The organism is Streptomyces verrucosisporus, from assembly GCF_017114865.1.
Taxonomy (GTDB): Bacteria; Actinomycetota; Actinomycetes; order Streptomycetales; family Streptomycetaceae; genus Streptomyces; species Streptomyces fenghuangensis.
Genome location: NZ_JADEYH010000002.1, coordinates 447,371 through 466,418 on the forward strand (window position 1 = coordinate 447,371; position 19,048 = coordinate 466,418).

Annotated in this window: 17 protein-coding genes; 9 read left to right on the forward strand and 8 right to left on the reverse strand. The window is 73.0% G+C overall.

Annotated elements, in window-relative coordinates; translation table 11 throughout:
* The first annotated feature begins 117 nt into the window (after positions 1-117).
* Together IQ279_RS05090 and IQ279_RS05095 are read left to right on the forward strand one after the other, a co-directional pair.
* Positions 118-2,034, forward strand: a complete 1,917-nt coding sequence (locus IQ279_RS05090; protein ID WP_206347061.1) for an outer membrane protein assembly factor BamB family protein — start codon at positions 118-120, stop codon at positions 2,032-2,034.
* A 253-nt stretch (positions 2,035-2,287) separates the two neighbouring features.
* A complete protein-coding gene (locus IQ279_RS05095; protein ID WP_206347202.1) occupies positions 2,288-2,989 on the forward strand; it encodes a response regulator transcription factor in 702 nt (233 codons plus the stop codon).
* Positions 2,990-3,050: 61 nt separating this feature from the next.
* On the opposite strand, the gene IQ279_RS05100 is transcribed toward IQ279_RS05095, so the two are convergent.
* Complete coding sequence (locus tag IQ279_RS05100; RefSeq protein ID WP_206347203.1) at positions 3,051-3,338, reverse strand: hypothetical protein; 288 nt, start codon at positions 3,336-3,338, stop codon at positions 3,051-3,053.
* A 239-nt stretch (positions 3,339-3,577) separates the two neighbouring features.
* A complete protein-coding gene (locus tag IQ279_RS05105) occupies positions 3,578-5,251 on the reverse strand; it encodes a sodium:solute symporter family protein (RefSeq protein WP_206347062.1) in 1,674 nt (557 codons plus the stop codon).
* Positions 5,252-5,369: 118 nt separating this feature from the next.
* Between IQ279_RS05105 and galT the strand changes: the two genes are divergently transcribed.
* The 4 genes from galT (at position 5,370) to IQ279_RS05125 (ending at position 9,848) form a co-directional block, all read left to right on the forward strand.
* Positions 5,370-6,494 (forward strand): galactose-1-phosphate uridylyltransferase, encoded by a 1,125-nt coding sequence (galT, locus tag IQ279_RS05110; RefSeq protein ID WP_206347063.1) that lies wholly within the window; start codon positions 5,370-5,372, stop codon positions 6,492-6,494.
* Positions 6,491-7,498, forward strand: coding sequence for a UDP-glucose 4-epimerase GalE (gene galE, locus IQ279_RS05115; RefSeq protein ID WP_206347064.1), 1,008 nt, complete (start codon positions 6,491-6,493; stop codon positions 7,496-7,498). Before galT ends, galE begins: the two co-directional genes overlap by 4 nt.
* Positions 7,499-7,563: 65 nt before the next feature.
* Positions 7,564-8,736, forward strand: a complete 1,173-nt coding sequence (gene galK, locus IQ279_RS05120; protein ID WP_206347204.1) for a galactokinase — start codon at positions 7,564-7,566, stop codon at positions 8,734-8,736.
* A gap of 362 nt (positions 8,737-9,098) precedes the next feature.
* Positions 9,099-9,848, forward strand: coding sequence for a response regulator transcription factor (locus IQ279_RS05125; RefSeq protein ID WP_206347065.1), 750 nt, complete (start codon positions 9,099-9,101; stop codon positions 9,846-9,848).
* Positions 9,849-9,882: 34 nt separating this feature from the next.
* Here the strand turns inward: IQ279_RS05125 and IQ279_RS05130 are convergent, their stop codons facing one another.
* Positions 9,883-10,377 carry a MarR family winged helix-turn-helix transcriptional regulator gene (locus IQ279_RS05130; protein WP_206347066.1) on the reverse strand — a complete coding sequence of 165 codons (495 nt, stop codon included), beginning with the start codon at positions 10,375-10,377 and terminating at the stop codon, positions 9,883-9,885.
* Positions 10,378-10,448: 71 nt separating this feature from the next.
* On the opposite strand from IQ279_RS05130, the gene IQ279_RS05135 reads away from it, so the two are divergent.
* On the forward strand, positions 10,449-11,282 hold the full coding sequence (locus IQ279_RS05135) for a methyltransferase domain-containing protein (RefSeq protein WP_206347067.1): 834 nt from the start codon (positions 10,449-10,451) through the stop codon (positions 11,280-11,282).
* Positions 11,283-11,414: 132 nt separating this feature from the next.
* The gene (locus IQ279_RS05140; RefSeq protein ID WP_206347068.1) at positions 11,415-11,786 is read left to right on the forward strand and encodes a VOC family protein; all 372 of its coding nucleotides are present in this window, start codon (positions 11,415-11,417) and stop codon (positions 11,784-11,786) included.
* 38 nt (positions 11,787-11,824) lie between these two features.
* On the opposite strand, the gene IQ279_RS05145 is transcribed toward IQ279_RS05140, so the two are convergent.
* On the reverse strand, positions 11,825-12,493 hold the full coding sequence (locus tag IQ279_RS05145; RefSeq protein ID WP_206347069.1) for a TetR/AcrR family transcriptional regulator: 669 nt from the start codon (positions 12,491-12,493) through the stop codon (positions 11,825-11,827).
* A 7-nt stretch (positions 12,494-12,500) separates the two neighbouring features.
* A complete protein-coding gene (locus tag IQ279_RS05150; protein WP_206347070.1) occupies positions 12,501-13,511 on the reverse strand; it encodes an acyl-CoA desaturase in 1,011 nt (336 codons plus the stop codon).
* A 339-nt stretch (positions 13,512-13,850) separates the two neighbouring features.
* On the opposite strand from IQ279_RS05150, the gene ppc reads away from it, so the two are divergent.
* Complete coding sequence (ppc, locus tag IQ279_RS05155; protein WP_206347205.1) at positions 13,851-16,580, forward strand: phosphoenolpyruvate carboxylase; 2,730 nt, start codon at positions 13,851-13,853, stop codon at positions 16,578-16,580.
* 160 nt (positions 16,581-16,740) lie between these two features.
* Here ppc and IQ279_RS05160 read toward each other — a convergent pair whose 3' ends face one another.
* From IQ279_RS05160 to pth, 3 genes are all read right to left on the reverse strand, one after another.
* Complete coding sequence (locus IQ279_RS05160; RefSeq protein WP_206347071.1) at positions 16,741-17,589, reverse strand: LAVTG motif-containing sortase-dependent surface protein; 849 nt, start codon at positions 17,587-17,589, stop codon at positions 16,741-16,743.
* A gap of 211 nt (positions 17,590-17,800) precedes the next feature.
* Positions 17,801-18,355, reverse strand: coding sequence for a hypothetical protein (locus tag IQ279_RS05165; RefSeq protein WP_206347072.1), 555 nt, complete (start codon positions 18,353-18,355; stop codon positions 17,801-17,803).
* A gap of 98 nt (positions 18,356-18,453) precedes the next feature.
* Positions 18,454-19,044, reverse strand: coding sequence for an aminoacyl-tRNA hydrolase (gene pth, locus IQ279_RS05170; RefSeq protein WP_206347073.1), 591 nt, complete (start codon positions 19,042-19,044; stop codon positions 18,454-18,456).
* Between the last annotated feature and the right edge of the window lie 4 nt (positions 19,045-19,048).

Genomic DNA, 19,048 nt, shown 5'->3' on the forward strand with positions numbered 1-19,048 from the left:
CCGACCGTCGGCGCCAGGAGCCGGCAACAGCCGAGAAGTGGCGGGCCGTGTCCGAATCGCCCTGCCCCATGGGGGCGAGGGGCTGGGCAGCCGGTCCGCGCGTGAATGAGGAAACCCATGTCGCAGCCGCCTCCGCCACCAAATCAGCCGCCGTCCGGCGGCTTCGGCCCCCCTCCGGAGCAGCCGGACGACGGACCGGAGCAGCCGGAGGGGGCGGATCAGCAGGAGCAGCAGGAGAAGCAGGACCAGCCGGAGAAACCCGAGGAGCAGGCGCAGCCGGAGAAGGCGGAACAGGGGAAGGCTCCGCGGGTTCCGCTGTCCAAGGCGCCGCAGCCTCCGGCCGACCAGCCGGATCGGCCGGGGCAGCCGCCGCAGGCCCCTCCTCCGGGCCCGCCTTCGTACGGCTACCCGCAGCAGCCCGGCCAGTTCGGCCAGGCGCCGCAGTTCGAGCCAGGCCTGCCCCCGTCGTACGGATATCCGCAGCAGCCGGGTCAGACGCCCCAGGCGCCGTACGGCCAGCCCCCGGCGTACGGGCAGCCTCCCGCGTACGGCCAGCCTCCCGCGTACGGACAGCAGCCCGGATACGGCCAGTACCCGACGCAGCCCATGTACGGCGGCGGTGTGCAGCCGCCCGGCGGCGGTGGCGGCAAGAACGCCAAGATTCTGGCCGTCGTCGCCGCGGTCGTCGCGGTCCTGCTCGTCGCGGGCGGCGGCGTCTGGTTCCTGACCAAGGACGACGGCGGCACCGAGGCCAGGAAGGGCGACAAGGGCACCACCCGGGGCGCGGACGGCGGCTCGGACGACTCCGGCGGCTCCGGTGACTCCGGCGGTTCCGGCGGCGAGAAGGGCCTGATCGACGCCGAGCTCGCCTGGACGGTCGACCCGCCCGAGGTGGACAAGCAGGACATCATCGCGGAGACGCCCGGCACGTGGTTCGTGGGCGACAACCTCGTCAAGGCCACGACGAGTTCCACCACGGCCTACGACATGAGGACCGGCAAGACGGCATGGTCCATCGACATGCCCCGCCCCAAGGACTGCACCGCCGCCTTCGAGATGTCGGAGAACAGGACCGTCGTCCAGTACGGCCGGCGCTGCGAGTTCGTCATGGGCATCGACTTGGCCGCGGGCAAGAAGCTGTGGAACAAGGAACTGCCGTCCAAGCGCGACAGCTCCTCGGAGTTCAGCTACACGGAGATGGCGGTCAGCGGCGACATCGCCGCGGCGTCCTGGATCGGTAACGCGGTCGGTTACGACCTGGCGACCGGCAAGGAGCTGTGGCAGCAGGAGGAGGGCTCCGACTGCAAGGACCGCGGCTACTCCGGCGGCGGCCAGCTCGTCGCCAAGCTGGAGTGCGGCTTCGGCGGCTCGCAGAAGGTCCAGGGAGTGGGCCCGGGCGGCAAGAAGAAGTGGGAGTGGGAGGTGCCCGACGGCATCGACGTCCGCAAGGTCCTCTCCACCGACCCGCTGGTCCTCGGGGTCAACGCCGGCGGCGAGTCCAGCATCGACATCACCGACGTGATGGTCCTCTCGGACAGCGGCAAGCTCAAGGAGAAGATCACCATCAAGAAGGACCGACACGAGCTGGGCTGCCGGGGCATCACGCTCAGCAACTGCCCCGGCACGGTGGTGGACGGCGAGACCATGTACATCTCCTCGAAGCCGCACCAGGGCGGCGAGTACGGGCAGACCAGCGAGATCATCGCCTTCGACCTCACCACGGGGAAGTCGAAGTGGCTGGGGGAGCCGATATCGGGCGGCCGGATCGTCCCGGTCACCGTGGAGGACGGCGCGCTGCTCGCCTACGAACTGCCCGGCTACGACAAGCCGGGGCAGGTCGTCGCGCTCGACCCGGGCAACGGCAAGCCGTCCCCGCGGATGAAGCTGCCGGCCGACAGTGTGAAGAAGGAGTACGACATGGCCAACGGCTCCGATGTACACCCGTTCTGGAAGGACGGCCACTTCTTCCTGGTGAACCACAGGTTCTACGCCTCCGCCGGTCTGAGCGACCTGGCGATAGCCGCCTACAGCTGAGGTTCCGAGGCCCTGCCCGGCCCCTGCGGCGGTCCGCCGCCAGCGACGGCCCCGCGCCCCTCCCCGTGGAGGGACGCGGGGCCGCCCGCTCGGGTCCGAGGGAGTTCCCGCCGGTTCTTGCCGGAAGGGACGCGGGACGCCGGGGGAGCGTGTAGCTTCCGGGGGCAAGACGGAGCCGGGCGGCTCGCAGGGCCGTACGGGAGCGCGGCCCTGCCCCGGAGGACCGGGCCCGATGGAACCGACAGGGGTGTGGATGACCGTGCGGCTCATGGTGGTCGACGACCACCGTCTGCACGCCGAGGCGCTCGCCTCGGCGCTGAAGTTGCGCGGGCACCGGGTGCTCGCGGCCGCCGCGCCGGCCGCGGGGGCGGCTGAGCTGGTGGTCAGCAGGGCCCCCGAGGTGTGCCTGTGGGGCACCGCGTCGCCCGCCGAGCCCGGTGCGTTCGACCCCGTGGCCAGGATCAGGCGGGAGCGGCCGCAGACCGCCGTGGTGGTGCTGGGCCCGGTGCCCAGCCCGCGGGGGATAGCGGCGGCGTTCGCGGCGGGGGCGTCGGGCTACATACGGCACGACGAGCGGATCGAGGGCGTCGAGCGCGGCATGGTCAGGGCACGTGCCGGGGAGGTGGCGGTGGCGCCGCAACTGCTGCGGGCCGCCTTCGCGGAGCTGCTCAACCCGAGGGCCGAGCCGGACGACGAGGGCGTCAGGCTGCTGCGGATGCTCACCCCGCGCGAGGCCGAGGTGCTGGTGCGGGTGGCGGAGGGGGAGGACACCCGGGCGATCGCGACGGGCATGGGGATCGCGCCCAGCACGGCCCGTACTCATGTGCAGCGGGTACTGATGAAGCTCGGGGTCGGATCGCGGCTGGAGGCGGCGGCGCTGGCGGCCCGCACCGGGCTGCTGGACCGGGTGGCCGGCGGGCACGGAGGCACGGACCGGGGCGCGGGGCCGGGCTGACGCGCCGGCCCCGCGCCCGTATCCGCTGTGCCCCGGCCCGTGCGGCGGCGGACGGCGCCGGTCAGCCCTCCGCGGGCGGCCCGGCTCCGGGGCCGCCGCCTTCGGCCTCCCGCCGGGACGGCGGCGGAACCGTCGGGCTCAGCCGCAACCAGAGCAGGAACAGCAGTCCCAGCACCAGCATCGACAGCCCGGCCCAGAGGTTGATGTTGACGTCCTGGGCCTTGGCCAGGTCGGCGTCGGAGACGAAGAACCCGGCGATGGTGACCAGGAGGCCGTAGACCACGAACAGCACGCCGATGACACGGCGGATGTCGAACAGCCGGGCGGCGCTGGCCGACCGCTCCTCCAGGTCGCGCTCCTCCTCCCGCCAGTCCGGCTCCGGATCGCCCTTGCCGGCGCCGGGGACACCGGGGTCGGCGGGGTCGGCCGGGTCCGGGGGACCGGAGGGGGTGCGGGGGTCCGAGGGGCCGCGGTACTCGTGGGCGCCGTGCGGACCGCCCGCACCGTCGCCGCCGTTGCCCTCGTTGCCGCTGTTGCCGTCGTTCGTCACGGTGGATCACATCCTTCGCTGTGCGGTGCGCGGGGCGCTCAGAAGGAGAAGGGGAGGTAGCAGAGGGCGGCGAGGATGATCGCGCCCCAGCCCAGCAGCGCGGGCCTGCGGTACCAGGCCTCGTCGCCCTCGGCCGGGGGCTCGGCCACACCGGGGGCCCGGGTGCCGTACACCAGGCCGGCCAGCCGCTCGACGGGCTTGGGCCTGGTGAGGGGGGTGACGACCACGACGACGAGCGTGCCCACGACGAAGGCGACGATGGCGGAGACGAAGTTGGCGCCCTGGTCGGTGGGGATGTCGAGCAGACCGCCCCGGTAGAACCAGAAGTAGTTGACCATCGCCGCGACGGTGCCCGCCAGCAGCCCCCAGAAACCGGCCGCGGCCGTCATCCGCTTCCAGAACATGCCGATGATGAAGACGGTGAACAGCGGCACGTTGAAGAAGGAGAACAGTGTCTGGAGGTAGTTCATGATGTTGCTGAACGTCGCCGCGATGAACGCCGTCCCCATGCCCAGCAGCACGCCGATCGCGGTGACCACCCGCGCGGTGACCACGTAGTACGAGTCCGGGCGGCCCTTGACCAGGTAGGGCCGCCAGATGTCGTTGGTGAAGACGGTGTTGAAGGCGGAGACGTTGGCGGCCATGCCGGCCATGAAGGCGGCGAGCAGGCCGGTCACCGCGATGCCCAGCACACCGTTGGGCAGCAGGTCGCGCATCAGCAGGGGGACCGCCTCGTTGTACTCCAGGCCGTCGCCCTGCCCGATGTCCGGCGCCACCACCAGCGCCACCAGACCGGGGATGACGACGATCGCCGGGATGAAGATCTTGGGGAAGGCGGCGATCAGCGGGGTGCGCTGGGCGGCGGAGAGGTTCTTGGCCGACAGGGCGCGCTGGACCTCGGCGAAGTTCGTCGTCCAGTAGCCGAAGCTCAGGGCGAAGCCGAGGCCGAGCACGATGGTGAGCCAGTTGGCGCCCAGCGGGTTGTCCGAACCGATGCCGGTCCCGCCCCAGGCGGAGACGAAGTTGTCGCCCTGCGAGGCGGTGAGCGAGTCGCTCAGCCCGCTCCAGCCGCCCACGCGGACCAGGGCCAGGACGGTCAGCGGGATCAGTCCGGCCAGGATCACGAAGAACTGCACGACCTCGTTGTAGATGGCCGAGGACAGGCCGCCCAGGGTGATGTAGAGCAGCACGAACAGGCCCGAGACCACGATGGACACCCACTGCGGCCAGCCCAGCAGCGCCTCCAGCACGATGGCCAGCGCATAGAGGTTGACACCCGCGATCAGCACCGAGGCGGCCGAGAAGAGGACGCCGCTGAGCAGGTGGGACGAGGACCCGAAGCGGTGCAGCAGGAACTCGGGGACCGAGCGCACCCGGGACCCGTAGTAGAAGGGCATCATCACCAGGCCGAGGAAGACCATCGCAGGGATGGCGCCCACCCAGTACCAGTGCACGGTGTAGACGCCGTACTGCGCGCCGTTGGCCGCCATGCCCAGGATCTCCAGCGCGCCGAGGTTCGCCGCGATGAAGGCGAGGCCGGTGACCCAGGCGGGCAGCGAGCGGCCGGAGAGGAAGAAGTCCAGGCTGGTCCTGATGCTGCGCCGGGCGGCGAACCCGACTCCGAGGACGACGAGGAAGTAGATGGCCAGGATCGTGTAGTCCAGGGCGTTCGTGGGGAGCCGAAGGTCCTGGGCCAGCTGGTACGACGGCATGAGCAGGTCGCCTCCGTGGCGTGACGGGACCGCTGCGGGGGAGGCCCCTTGACGTCAATGTTCACTCATGATTTTTTATGTTCGATTATGTTTGGGTCGCAGTATAGGGAGACCCCAGGTGAAAAAGACCCCGACCCGCCTCGCCGACGGCCGTGAACTCGTGTACTACGACGTTCGTGGCGACGACGGCGCCACGAGAGGCGATGCCGTGGACCGGCGTCCCCTGGCCGCCGTCGCCGCGGCATCGGAGATCCGCCACGACCCCCTGCTCGGTGAATGGGTCGCGGTCACGGCCCACCGCCAGGCCCGCACGTACCACCCGCCGGCCGACGAATGCCCCCTGTGCCCGTCCCGGGACGGCCGTATGACGGAGATCCCGGCCGAGGACTACGAGGTGGCCGTCTTCGAGAACCGCTTCCCCTCCCTGGCCGGCCCCCCGGGGCCGGAGGAGGCCGAGGACGGAGGAGGCCTGTTCGTCCGGGCGCCGGGCGCCGGGCGCTGCGAGGTGGTGTGCTTCACCTCCGACCACGACGCCTCCTTCGCCGATCTCACCGAGGAACGGGCCGCCCTGGTCCTGGACGCCTGGACCGACCGCACCGCCGAGCTGTCGGCGCTGCCGGGCGTGCGCCAGGTGTTCTGCTTCGAGAACCGCGGCCGGGAGATCGGCGTCACCCTCGGCCACCCCCACGGCCAGATCTACGCCTATCCCTTCGTCACCCCGCACACCGAGCGCACCCTGCGCTCGGCCGCCGCCCACCGGGAACGCACCGGCGGCAACCTCTTCGACGACGTCGTGTCCGCCGAGCGCGCCGACGGACGGCGCGTAGTGCTGGAGACCGGCCACTGGACCGCCTTCGTGCCCCACGCCGCGCGCTGGCCGTACGAGGTGCACCTGTACCCCCGGCGGCGGGCGGCGGACCTGACGGAACTGGGCGAGGACGCCCGCGCCGAGTTCCCCGGCGCCTACCTGGAGCTGCTGCGGCGCTTCGACCGGATCTTCGGCCCCGGCGAGCCGCCCGCCCCCTACATCTCCGGCTGGCACCAGGCACCGCTGGGCCCGGACGGTGAGAAGGACTGGGCCGGACGGGCGGACTTCGCACTGCACCTGGAACTCTTCACGATCCGCCGCACGTCCGGGAAGCTGAAGTACCTGGCGGGCTCGGAGTCGGGCATGGGGGTCTTCATCAACGACGTGCCGCCCGAGACCGCGGCGCGGCGGCTGCGGGAGGTGGCGAGCCGGTGAGCGGCACGTATCTGGTGACCGGCGGGGCCGGCTACGTCGGAAGCGTCGTCGCGGCGCACCTGCTGGAGGCCGGGCACCGGGTGACGGTGGTGGACGACCTGTCCACCGGCTTCCGCGCGGGCGTGCCGGCGGGCGCGGACTTCGTACAAGGACGCATCCAGGACGCCGCCGACTGGCTGGACCCCTCCTGTGACGCGGTGCTGCACTTCGCGGCCAGCTCCCAGGTCGGCGAGTCCGTCGTCCGCCCCGAGAAGTACTGGCACAACAACGTCGGCGGCACGATGGCGCTGCTGGACGCGATGCGCGGGGCCGGGGTGCGCACCCTGGTCTTCTCCTCCACCGCCGCCACCTACGGCGAGCCGGAGGAGATCCCCATCCGCGAGGACGCCCCCACCGCCCCCACCAACCCCTACGGCGCCTCCAAGCTCGCCGTCGACCACATGATCGCCGGCGAGTGCGCCGCCCACGGCCTGGCCGCCGTCTCGCTGCGCTACTTCAACGTGGCCGGTGCCTACCGCGGCGCGCACGGCACCCTCGGCGAGCGGCACGAACCCGAGTCGCACCTCATTCCGCTGGTGCTCCAGGTCGCGCTCGGGCAGCGGGAGGCGATCTCGGTCTACGGCGACGACTACCCCACCCCCGACGGCACCTGCGTACGCGACTACATCCACGTCGCCGACCTCGCCGAGGCCCATCTGCTGGCGCTGGACGCCGCGCAGCCCGGGGAGCACCTGGTGTGCAACCTGGGCAACGGCAGCGGCTTCTCCGTCCGCGAGGTGATCCGCACCGTCCGCGAGGTCACCGGCCACCCCGTCCCCGAGAAGACGGCGCCGCGCCGCGGCGGCGACCCGGCGTTCCTGGTCGCCTCGGCGGAGCGGGCCAGGCGGCGGCTGGGCTGGCGGCCCTCGCGCACCGACCTGAAGGACATCGTCGCCGACGCCTGGGCCTTCGCCCGGGGCAGGGCGCTGGACGCCGCCGGCGGCGGTGAGGGGAGCGGAACGTGAACGGGCCACTGGACCCCGGGGCGGACGCCGGGACCGACGCCGGGACCGAGGCCGAGGCGGAGGCGCTGAACGCGGCCCAGACGGCCGAGGCCGCCGACGGCTTCCGCGCGGTCCACGGCGGCGAGCCCGCCGGGATCTGGGCCGCGCCGGGCCGCGTCAACCTCATCGGCGAGCACACCGACTACAACGACGGCTTCGTCATGCCGCTGGCCCTGCCGCACACCACCCGGGTGGCGGCGGCCCGCCGCGACGACGGCGTGCTGGGCCTCCACTCGGCAGAGGTGTCGGGCGGCACGGTGCGCCTGCGGGCCGAGGAGCTCGCCCCGGGCGCGGCCGACGGCTGGGCCGCCTACCCGGCCGGGGTGGTGTGGGCGCTGCGCGAGGCCGGCCTGCTGTCCGGCCGGGAGGGGGGCGCCGACCTCTACATCCGCAGCGATGTGCCCACCGGCGCGGGCCTGTCCTCCTCGGCCGCGCTGGAGGTCGCCACGGCGGTGGCCCTGAACGACCTGTACGGCCTGGAGCTCGCCCCCGAGCGGATCGCCCTGCTCTGCCGGCGGGCCGAGAACGAGTTCGTCGGCGTCCCCTGCGGGATCATGGACCAGATGGCGTCGGCCTGCTGCGCGGCCGGGCACGCACTCCACCTCGACACCCGGGACCTGACCGCCCGCCAGATCCCGTTCGACCTGGCCGCCGGGGGCCTGCGGCTGCTGGTGGTGGACACCCGCGTCAAGCACGCGCTGGGCGACGGCGAGTACGCCCGGCGCAGGGCGGGCTGCGAGGAGGCCGCGACGGCCCTGGGGGTGGCGGCCCTGCGCGACGTCCCCCACGGGGAGCTGGACGCGGCGCTGGCCCGGCTGGCCGATCCGGCGCTGCGGCCCCTGGTGCGCCATGTGGTCACCGAGAACCGGCGGGTGGAGGAGGTCACCGGCCTCCTGGACGCGGGCGACCCCCGCTCGATCGGCCCGGTCCTGACCGCCGGGCACGCCTCGCTGCGCGACGACTTCGCCGTCTCCTGTCCCGAGCTGGACCTGGCGGTGGAGACGGCGAACGCGGCGGGCGCGCTGGGTGCCCGGATGACCGGCGGCGGCTTCGGCGGTTCCGCGGTCGTCCTGGTGGAGGCCGCCGGTGCGGAGGAGATCGGCACGGCGGTCGCCGAAGCCTTCGACGCGGCGGGCCACCTGGCCCCGCGGCTGTTCGAGGCGGTCCCCTCGGCGGGAGCGCGCCGGCTGTACGGCTGAGAGCGCCGGCCCGCGGGCCGGGCGCGCGGTGCGGGATGCGGCGCGCCGTGCGGTGACCGCGATGTGCCGGAAGCGGTCGGTCCGCGCCGTACCGGACGCCACCGACCGCGCACGTCCGGTCGCCGCGAGCCGCGGGGCCGGTCGGTTTTCGACAATCGGCCTCCCCGGCCGTATCCCGGCCGTACGCTGATGGACGGCACCGGCCGCCGGGGGCCGGTGCGCACCAGGGGGCGGCACACGCCGGACGCGGCGCACGGGGGCCGGGTACGAGCAGGGGCACGGCGGCGGGCGTGCGGCCCGCCCGGTCCCGTACCGGGTGCCGCGCCCGGTGCGGGCGGGCCTTTCGGCGGCAGGGGGTGTGCGTGCAACGTATCCGGGTTCTCGTGGTGGACGACCACCGCATATTCGCCGAGTCCCTCGCCGCGGCACTCGCGGTGGAGCAGGACGTGGAGGCGGCCGCGGCCGGCAGCGGCCCCGCGGCGCTGCGTGCCCTGGAACGGGCGGCGGCCGACGGTCGCCGCTTCGACGTCCTGCTCATCGACGCCGACCTCGGGGGCGCTGCGCCGGAGGCCGCCGAGGCGCCGGCGCCCGGTGCGGCCGCCGACGCGTCGACCGCGTCCGGCGGTATCGCCCTGGTCTCACGGGTCCGCACCGACCATCCCGAGGCCCGCACCGTGGTGCTCGCCGAGCGCGACGACCCGCGCCGCGCGGCCGCCGCGCTCCAGGCGGGGGCGTCGGGCTGGGTCGCCAAGGAGTGCTCGCTCTCCCGGCTGCTGCAGGTGGTCCGGGGGGTGCTGCGCGGCGAGACGCATCTGCCGCCCGCCCTGCTGACCGGGGTGCTGCGCGAGCTGACCGCGACGCGCAGGCACCGCACCGAGAGCGAGCGGCTGGTGGAGTCGCTGACCCCGCGCGAGCACGAGGTGCTGCGCTGCATGGTGGCCGGGCTGGGCCGCAAGGCGGTCGCCGAGCGGCTGTACCTCTCCCCGCACACCGTCCGCACCCATATGCAGAACGTGCTGGGCAAGCTGGGGGTGCACTCCACGCTGGCCGCGGTGGCGCTGGCCCGCAAGGCGGGCGTCGGCCCGGTGGACCTGGAACATGTGACGACCTAGTCCCACTCCCCTCCGGGCCCGTGCCGCGGCCCTGTCAGGGGAGGTTGTCGAAGGGCGCGGTGAGCTGCCGCAGCAGCCCGGCCAGCTCCGCCCGCCGGCTGGAGGGGAGTTCGGCGAGGATGGCCCGCTCCTGCTCCAGCAGACCGGCCAGGGCCCGGTCGGCCCGGTCGCGTCCGGCCTCCGTCAGCCGGACCAGCACGCCGCGCCGGTCGCTGGGGTCGGGCAGCCGTCCCACCAGCCCCTTCTTGGCCAGCCGGTCGATGCGGTTGGTCATGGTCCCGGAGGTGACCAGGGTCTGGGTCAGCAGCTGGCCGGGGGAGAGCTGGTAGGGCGCGCCGGCCCGGCGCAGCGCGGTCAGCACGTCGAACTCCCATGGCTCCAGCCCGTGTTCGGCGAAGGCGATGCGGCGGGCCCGGTCGAGGTGGCGGGCGAGTCTGCTGACCCGGCTGAGCACCTCCAGGGGCTCCACATCGAGATCGGGGCGCTCGCGGCGCCACGCTGCCACCAGTCGGTCGACCTCGTCCTCCATATGGACAGTGTAGTAGTTCTGTCGACGTGAAGTCTCTTGATGTCGAGACAAATCTGGCGGACCCTGCTGCCATGGAATCCGCCGACCCGCTCCGGCGCACCGGCACCCCGGTGTGGGATCCCGCGCAGTACCGCCGCCACACCGGCCACCGTCTGCGTCCGCTCCACGACCTGCTGGCCCGCGTCCCCCCTCTGCCCTCGCCCCGGCCCCGCATCGCCGACCTGGGCTGCGGCCCCGGAGACGCGACCGCGCTGCTGGCCGAGTACCGGCCCACGGCCGCCATCACCGGCTACGACCTGTCCGAGGCGATGCTCGCGGAGGCCCGCGCTTACGCCGGGCCCACCTCCGGGGGCGGTGCCGTGGACTTCGCCCGCGCCGACCTGGCCTCCTGGCGCCCCGGTGAGCCGCACGACCTGATCGTCTCCAACGCGGCGCTGCACTGGTGCCCCGGACACATCACCCGTTTCCCCGACTGGATCGCGGCGCTGCGTCCCGGAGGCGTCCTGGCCTTCCAGGTCCCCGGCAACTTCGCCGCTCCCGGGCACACCCTGCTCGCCGACCTGTGCGCCTCCCCGCGCTGGCGCGACCGCCTCGGAGCCGGAACCCGCCGCACCCCCGTCGCCGAGCCGGTCGAGTACGCCGAGGCGCTGGCGGCGTCCGGCTGCGAGACGGACGTGTGGGAAACGACGTACGTGCACGTCCTCACCGGCGAGGACCCGGTGCTGGAGTGGATGAAGGGCGCCGCCCTGCGCCCCGTCCTCACCGCGCTCGACTCCGACCCGGCCGCACGCGGGGCCTTCCTGGCCGAGTACCGCGACCTGCTGCGCGAGGCCTACCCGCCCGGCCCCCACGGCACCCTCTTCCCGTTCCGCCGGATCTTCGCCGTCGCCGTCAGAAGTACCTGAGGGCGCGAGCACCCCGCGAACCCGCCCGGAACCCACCGCCCGGAACCCACCGCCCGGAACCCACCGCCCGGAACCCACCGGGCGGAATCCACCGCCCGGAACCCACCGGGCGGAATCCAGAGAGGAGACACCGTGATCGAGGCGCTCGACCACGTACAGCTCGCCGCTCCGCGCGGATCCGAGGAGGCCCTGCGCGCCTTCTACACCGGGTTGCTCGGCATGGCGGAGACTCCCAAGCCGCTCGCCCTCGCGGCCCGCGGCGGCTGCTGGTTCGAGGTCGGCTCCGTCCGGCTCCACCTCGGAATCGAGGACGGCTTCCGGCCCGCGCTCAAGGCCCACCCCGGCCTGCGGGTGAGGGACGCCGAAGCCCTGGCCGCCCTGGCCGCCCGCCTGGCGGACGCCGGCCACCCGGTCACCTGGGACGACTCCGTCCCCGGTGTGCGCCGCTTCCACAGCGCCGACCCCGTCGGCAACCGGCTGGAGTTCCTCCATACGCACGGGTGATCGGGTGCGGAACGGGGAGGGGACCCGGTCGCGGGGCTTCAGCTGCGGCGGTGGCCTATCAGGCGCGGCTTGGGCTCCAGGCCGTCCAGCCCGTGCCAGGCGAGGTTCACCAGATGGGCGGCCACCTCGGGCTTGTCGGGTTTGCGGGCGTTCAGCCACCACTGGCCCGTCAGGGCCACCATGCCCACCAGGGCCTGCGCGTACAGCGGGGCCAGCTTCGGGTCGAAGCCGCGCGCCTTGAACTCCAGGCCCAGGATGTCCTCCACCTGGGTGGCGATGTCGCTGATCAGCGAGGCGAAGTTGCCCGTCGACTGGGCCACCGGCGAGTCCCGCACCAGGATGCGGAACCCGTCGGTGTACTGCTCGATGTAGTCCAGTAGCGCGAACGCCGCCTGCTCCAGCAGCTCGCGCGGATGACCGCCGGTCAGTGCCCCCGTCACCATGTCCAGCAGCCGCCGCATCTCCCGGTCGACCACGACCGCGTACAGCCCCTCCTTGCCGCCGAAGTGCTCGTAGACCACCGGCTTGGAGACCCCGGCCTTCGCCGCGATCTCCTCCACCGACGTGCCCTCGAAGCCGCGTTCGGCGAAGAGCGCGCGACCGATGTCCAGCAGCTGCTCGCGGCGCTCCTCCCCCGTCATCCGGCGGCGGGTCCGCCGGGTGGGTCGTGAGAGCCTGCCCTTGGTACTGCTGTCGTCGGTCGCCACTCCTCCATCATGCCGCTTCGGCGGCTTCCTCCCGGCGGCGGGCGTCGATCCGCTTCCGCGACGGCCAGCGCACGTCGTACGCCCAGCCGGCCTTCTCGAACCAGCGGATCAGCCGGGCGCTGGAGTCGATCTGGCCCTTCAGCACACCGTGCCGGGCACAGGTCGGGTCCGCGTGGTGCAGGTTGTGCCAGGACTCCCCGCAGGAGAGCACCGCCAGCCACCACACGTTGCCCGAGCGGTCGCGCGACCTGAACGGGCGCTTGCCCACCGCGTGGCAGATGGAGTTGATCGACCAGGTGACGTGGTGCAGCAGCGCCACCCGCACCAGCGAGCCCCAGAAGAACGCGGTCAGCGCACCCTGCCAGCTCATCGTGACCAGCCCGCCGACCACCGGCGGAAGGGCCAGCGACACGGCCGTCCACAGCACGAACTGGCGGGAGACGCGGCGGATGACCGGGTCCTTGATCAGATCCGGGGCGTACTTGTGCTGCGGCGTCTGCTCCTCGTCGAACATCCAGCCCACATGGGCCCACCACAGGCCCTTGAGCAGAGCGGGGACGGTCTCGCCGTAGCGCCACGGGGAGTGCGGGTCACCCTCGGCGTCGGAGTACTTGTGGTGCTTGCGGTGGTCGGCGACCCACCGCACCAGCGGACCCTCCACGGCCATCGACCCGGCGATCGCCAGCGCGACGCGCAGCGGCTTCCTCGCCTTGAAGGCGCCGTGGGTGAAGTAGCGGTGGAAACCGATGGTGATGCCGTGGCAGCCCAGGAAGTACATGCCGACCAGCAGCCCGAGGTCCAGCCAGCTCACCCCCCAGCCCCAGGCGAGCGGAACGGCGGCCACCAGGGCGACGAAGGGGACGGTGATGAACAGCAGGAGGGTGATCTGTTCGACGGAACGGCGCTGCTCGCCGCCGAGCGTGGCCGAGGGGAGCGGTTCCCCGGGCGCCGCGGCGGATTCGGCTGTGCCCGCTGTGTCTTGGGATTTCGTGCGAAGCACGTCCGGACTGATCGTCATAGAGAACTCTCGTTTGAAGCTGGGGGACGGGGGGTGCGTTACTTACGGTCCCGTAACCTACGCAATCGTAAGTATGGCAGCCGTGAGTGTGGGGGCAAGAGGGCCGCATGGTGGACTGGATGATCCGCACACTTCGGGGGCGGCATATCCTGGGGGTCGTCGGACAACGCGGTCCGTGACCTGCCAGAAGCATCGCCGCAAGGAGCCGCACCTGTGAGCAGTGCCGACACCTCCCCGAACCCGGTTGGCAAGAACCCTTCCCCGGCCGGAGAGGTCCCCCCGGCGGGCCGTCCGGGTACCCCGGACGCCCGAAAGGAATCCAGCGCCCCCGAAGCCCCACTGGAGGCCACTCCCGAAGCCCGTGCCGAGACCAGCGCCGCCCTGCGGGCCGACATCCGCCGGCTGGGCGACCTCCTCGGCGAGACGCTCGTCCGCCAGGAGGGCGCCGAGTTGCTGGAGCTCGTCGAGCGAGTACGCGCCCTGACCAGGACCGACGGCGAGGCCGCCGCCGCCCTGCTCAGCCGCACCGACCTCGCCACGGCCACCAGGCTCGTACGGGCCTTCTCGACCTACTTCCACCTCGCCAACGTCACCGAACAGGTGCACCGCGGCCGTGAGCTGCGCGCCCGGCGGGCCGCCGAGGGCGGAAACCTCGCCCGCACCGCGGACATGCTCAAGGACGCCGACCCCGCCCACCTGCGGGAGACCGCGGCGAACCTCGGTGTGCGCCCGGTCTTCACCGCCCACCCCACCGAGGCCGCCCGCCGGTCGGTGCTCACCAAGCTCCGCAAGGTCGCCGAGCTGCTGGAGAACACCGACCCCAACGAGCGCCGCCGCACCGACCTGCGGCTCGCCGAGAACATCGACCTGATCTGGCAGACCGACGAGCTGCGCGTGGCCCGCCCCGAGCCGGCCGACGAAGCGCGCAACGCCGTCTACTACCTCGACGAGCTGCACCGCGACGCCGTCGGCGACGTCCTGGAGGACCTCGCCGCCGAGCTGGAGCGCGCCGGAGCCCCGCTCCCGCCCGCCACCCGCCCGCTGACCTTCGGCACCTGGATCGGCGGCGACCGCGACGGCAACCCCAACGTCACCCCCGCCGTCACCTGGGAGGTGCTGCTGCTCCAGCACGAGCACGGCATCACCGACGCCCTGGAGCACGTCGACGAACTGCGCGCGGCCCTGTCCAACTCCATCCGCATCAGCGGCGTCACCGACGAGCTGCGGGAGTCCCTGGACCGCGACCTCGAACTCCTGCCGGAGATCAGCCCCCGCTACAAGCGCCTCAACGCCGAGGAGCCCTACCGGCTCAAGGTCACCTGCATCCGCCAGAAGCTGCTCAACACCCGCGAGCGCCTGGCCGAGGGCGACCCGCACGTGCTCGGCCGCGACTACCTGGGCACCGGCGAACTCCTGGCCGACCTGGAGCTGGTCCAGAACTCCCTGCGCGAGCACCGCGGCTCGCTGGTCGCCGACGGCCACCTGGAGCGCGTGCTGCGCACCCTGGGCGCCTTCGGCCTCCAGCTGGCCACCATGGACGTGCGCGAGCACGCCGACGCGCACCACCACGCCCTCGGGCAGCTCTTCGACCGGCTCGGCGAGGAGTCCTGGCGCTACGCCGACATGCCCCGCGACTACCGGCGGCGGCTGCTGGCCAAGGAACTGCGCTCCCGCCGCCCGCTGGCCCCGCAGCCCGCGCCGCTGGACGCCGCCGGAGCCAAGACCTTCGGTGTCTTCACCACCGTCCGCAGGGCGCTGGACACCTTCGGCCCCGAGGTCATCGAGTCCTACATCATCTCCATGTGCCAGGGCGCCGACGACGTCTTCGCCGTCGCCGTCCTCGCGCGCGAGGCGGGACTGATCGACCTGCACGCCGGCTGGGCCCGCATCGGCGTCGTGCCGCTGCTGGAGACCACCGACGAGCTGCGCATCGCCGACGAACTGCTGGACTCGATGCTGTCCGACCCCTCCTACCGGCGCCTGGTCGCCCTGCGAGGCGACGTCCAGGAGGTCATGCTCGGCTACTCCGACTCCTCCAAGTTCGGCGGCATCACCACCTCCCAGTGGGAGATCCACCGGGCCCAGCGGCGGCTGCGCGACGTCGCCCACCGCCACGGGGTGCGGCTGCGCCTGTTCCACGGCCGCGGCGGCACCGTCGGCCGCGGCGGCGGCCCCACCCACGACGCGATCCTCGCCCAGCCCTGGGGCACCCTGGAGGGCGAGATCAAGGTCACCGAGCAGGGCGAGGTCATCTCCGACAAGTACCTCATCCCCTCCCTGGCCAGGGAGAACCTGGAGCAGACGGTGGCCGCCACCCTCCAGGCGTCCGCCCTGCACACCGCGCCCCGCCAGTCCGACGAGGCGCTGGCCCGCTGGGACGCGGCGATGGACACCGTCTCCGAGGCCGCCCACAGCGCCTACCGCGCGCTGGTGGACGACCCGGACCTGCCCGCGTACTTCTTCGCCTCCACCCCCGTGGACCAGCTCGCCGACCTCTACCTCGGCTCCCGCCCCTCGCGCCGCCCCGACTCCGGAGCCGGCCTGGACGGGCTGCGGGCGATCCCGTGGGTGTTCGGCTGGACCCAGTCGCGGCAGATCGTGCCCGGCTGGTTCGGCGTCGGCACCGGCCTGAAGGCGGCGCGCGAGGCCGGGCTCGACAGCGTGCTGGACGAGGCCTACGGGCGCTGGCACTTCTTCCGCAACTTCCTGTCCAACGTCGAGATGACGCTGGCCAAGACGGACCTGCGGATCGCCCGGCACTACGTGGAGACGCTGGTGCCGGCCGAGCTGCGGCACATCTTCGCCACCATCGAGGCCGAGCACGAGCTGACGGTGCGCGAGGTGCTGCGGATCACCGGCGAGCGGGAGCTGCTGGACGCCCAGCCGGTCCTCAAGCAGACCTTCGCCATCCGCGACGCCTACCTGGACCCGATCTCCTACCTCCAGGTCACGCTGCTGGCACGGCAGCGCGAGGCCGCCGAGCGCGGCGAGGAGCCCGATCCGCTGCTGGGCCGCGCCCTGCTGCTGACGGTCAACGGCGTCGCGGCGGGCCTGCGCAACACCGGCTGACGCGCGCCGCGCCCCGCACCCTGTCCGCGTCCCCGGGACGCGGACAGGGTGCGGACGGGGCGCGGACGAGCGTGTGAACGGCGAAGGGGCCCTCTCCCGGCCGGGAGAGGGCCCCTTCGTCCTGTCCGCGGCCGTGCGTCTCGCGCAGGACCTGCGGGAATCAGCCCTGGGTGGCCTTGCGGCGGCGCATCACCAGGTAAGCGCCCGCGCCCAGCAGCGCCGCGGCGGCCGCCGCGAGCGCGGCGACGGGGGCCTCGGAACCGGTCTCGGCCAGGTTGCCGCCCTCGCCCGTCGAGGCACCCGGCTCCTCGCCGCCGGCGACGCCCTCGGTGGTCTCGCCGGTCGAGCCCTCGGCGGTGGACCCCTCGGTGCCGCCGGTGGTCTCCTCGCCACCGGCGGCGCCCTCGGTGGTCTCACCGGTGGTGCCTTCGGTGGTCTCGCCCGTGGTGCCCTCGGTGGTGCCCTCCGTGCTGCCGCCGGTGGTCTCCCCACCGCCGCCGGTGGTGGTGCCCGCGGTGGTCTCGCCCGTGGAGCCGGTGGTGGTGCCCGCGGTGGTTTCACCGGTGGTCTCGCCCGTGGAGCCGCCGGTGGTGTCGGTGGCGGGGCAGGTGTGGGACAGGTTGAACTTGTCGTCCTTGACGCTGCCCTTGATCTCGGCCTCGATGTCGACGAGCTTCGCCCCGGGCTCGGAGGCCACGTAGGCGTGCTTGTCGGACGGCGGGCCGAACTCGGTGATCGTCTGGGTGCCGCCGGGCTCGAAGGTGACCGTGAGCTTGACGAACTCGGGCTTGTCCTTGCCGCCGCCCGGCAGGACGAAGTGCCAGCCGTCCTTGTCGGCCGGGATGCTCTCGGGGCACTCGCCCCTCTCGAACTCGGCCGCGGTGATGGGCAGCGGCTGACGCAGTTCGGGGGAGGAGGATCCCGTCGCGAAAGCGGGGGCGGCCGGAGCAAGCGCCATGCAGGACGCCGCGACCACAGCTGCCGCACGCGTGGAAGTGAGAATGCGCATGAACTACCACCTTTGGTGGCGGGGGACATCTGGGACGTGTGGGGGAAGAGAGGGGGGTGGGCGTAGCTTTTCCCGCCGCATGGAACCGGTCAAGCGCGCTACGCCGCATCTGTCCCCATGTGTCACCTCTGCCCCAGAGGGTGTCGTGTAACAATCAGATCAATATCAAGATCGAAATGCTTAGGGGCGCGCAAAACCGGGAGGGCGCGGCTCAGAGCAGCGTGAACGCCACCCCCATCAGCGCGACCCCCAGCAGCCCGGCCCCCCATGCGGCGCGCCGCATGCCCAGGCCGCCCCCGATCACCGGCGATGCCAGCACCAGAGCACCCGCCAGCGGCAGCCATGCGTACAGCACACCGGCGGTACCGGTGCGCACCACCTCGGCCCTGCCGGACCCGTCCGGCCCGTCCGGACCCTCCCGGCCCGGCCACAGCGCCACCGGGAGCCGCTCACCGGCCTCGTACGACACCGGCGCCTCGACGGCGACCTCCGCCCGCGCGCCCCCGCCGCCGCCCTCCGGCGCGAACGGCCCCGTGCACGTCCACCCGTCGCACTCGGCGACGGTCATCGTGCCGCGCACCGCACCGCGCTCGGCCACCGCCTGCCGGGTCCCGTCGAGGGAGACCCACACGCCGGCCATCAGCAGCACCGCCGCGACCACGCCCATCAGCGCCGCCCTCGCCAGCAGCAGCAGGCCGTACGCGCTCTCACCGGCCCGGCGCACCCGGCTGCGCCTGACGGAGGTGCCCAGGAACCCAGGAGACATGGCGGGATCCTGGGGCACGGGGAAGCGGAAGGTCAACCTCCGCGCGCCCCCCGGCGTACGCCCGAGAGCCCGTCCTCCGGGCGCGGCCCGGGCCCGGCTCAGGAGTTGTACGTGCCCTGCGCCCGCTCCAGACCGTCCACCAGCAGACACTCCACGGCGTCCGCGGCCCGGTCCACGAAGTAGTCGAGCTCCTTGCGCTCGGCGGCGGAGAAGTCCTTCAGCACGAAGTCGGCCACCGGCATCCGGCCCGGCGGGCGGCCGATGCCGAAGCGCACCCGGTGGTAGCCGGGACCGAGCGACTTGGTGATCGACTTCAGCCCGTTGTGGCCGTTGTCACCGCCGCCCGTCTTCAGCCGCAGCACCCCGTAGTCGATGTCCAGTTCGTCGTGGACCACGACCAGACGCTCCAGCGGCACCTTGTAGAAGTCGCGCAGCGCGGTGACGGGGCCGCCCGAGAGGTTCATGTACGACATCGGTCTGGCCAGCACCACACGGCGGCTCCCGGGGCCCGGAGCGCCCAGCCGACCCTCCAGCACCTGGGCCCGCGAGCGGTGCGCCCTGAACTTCCCCCCGATCCGCCCGGCCAGCAGATCGGCGACCATGAACCCCACGTTGTGCCGGTTCGCCGCGTACTCCGGGCCGGGGTTGCCCAGGCCCACCACCAGCCAGGGGGCGTCGGCGTCGCTCATCGTC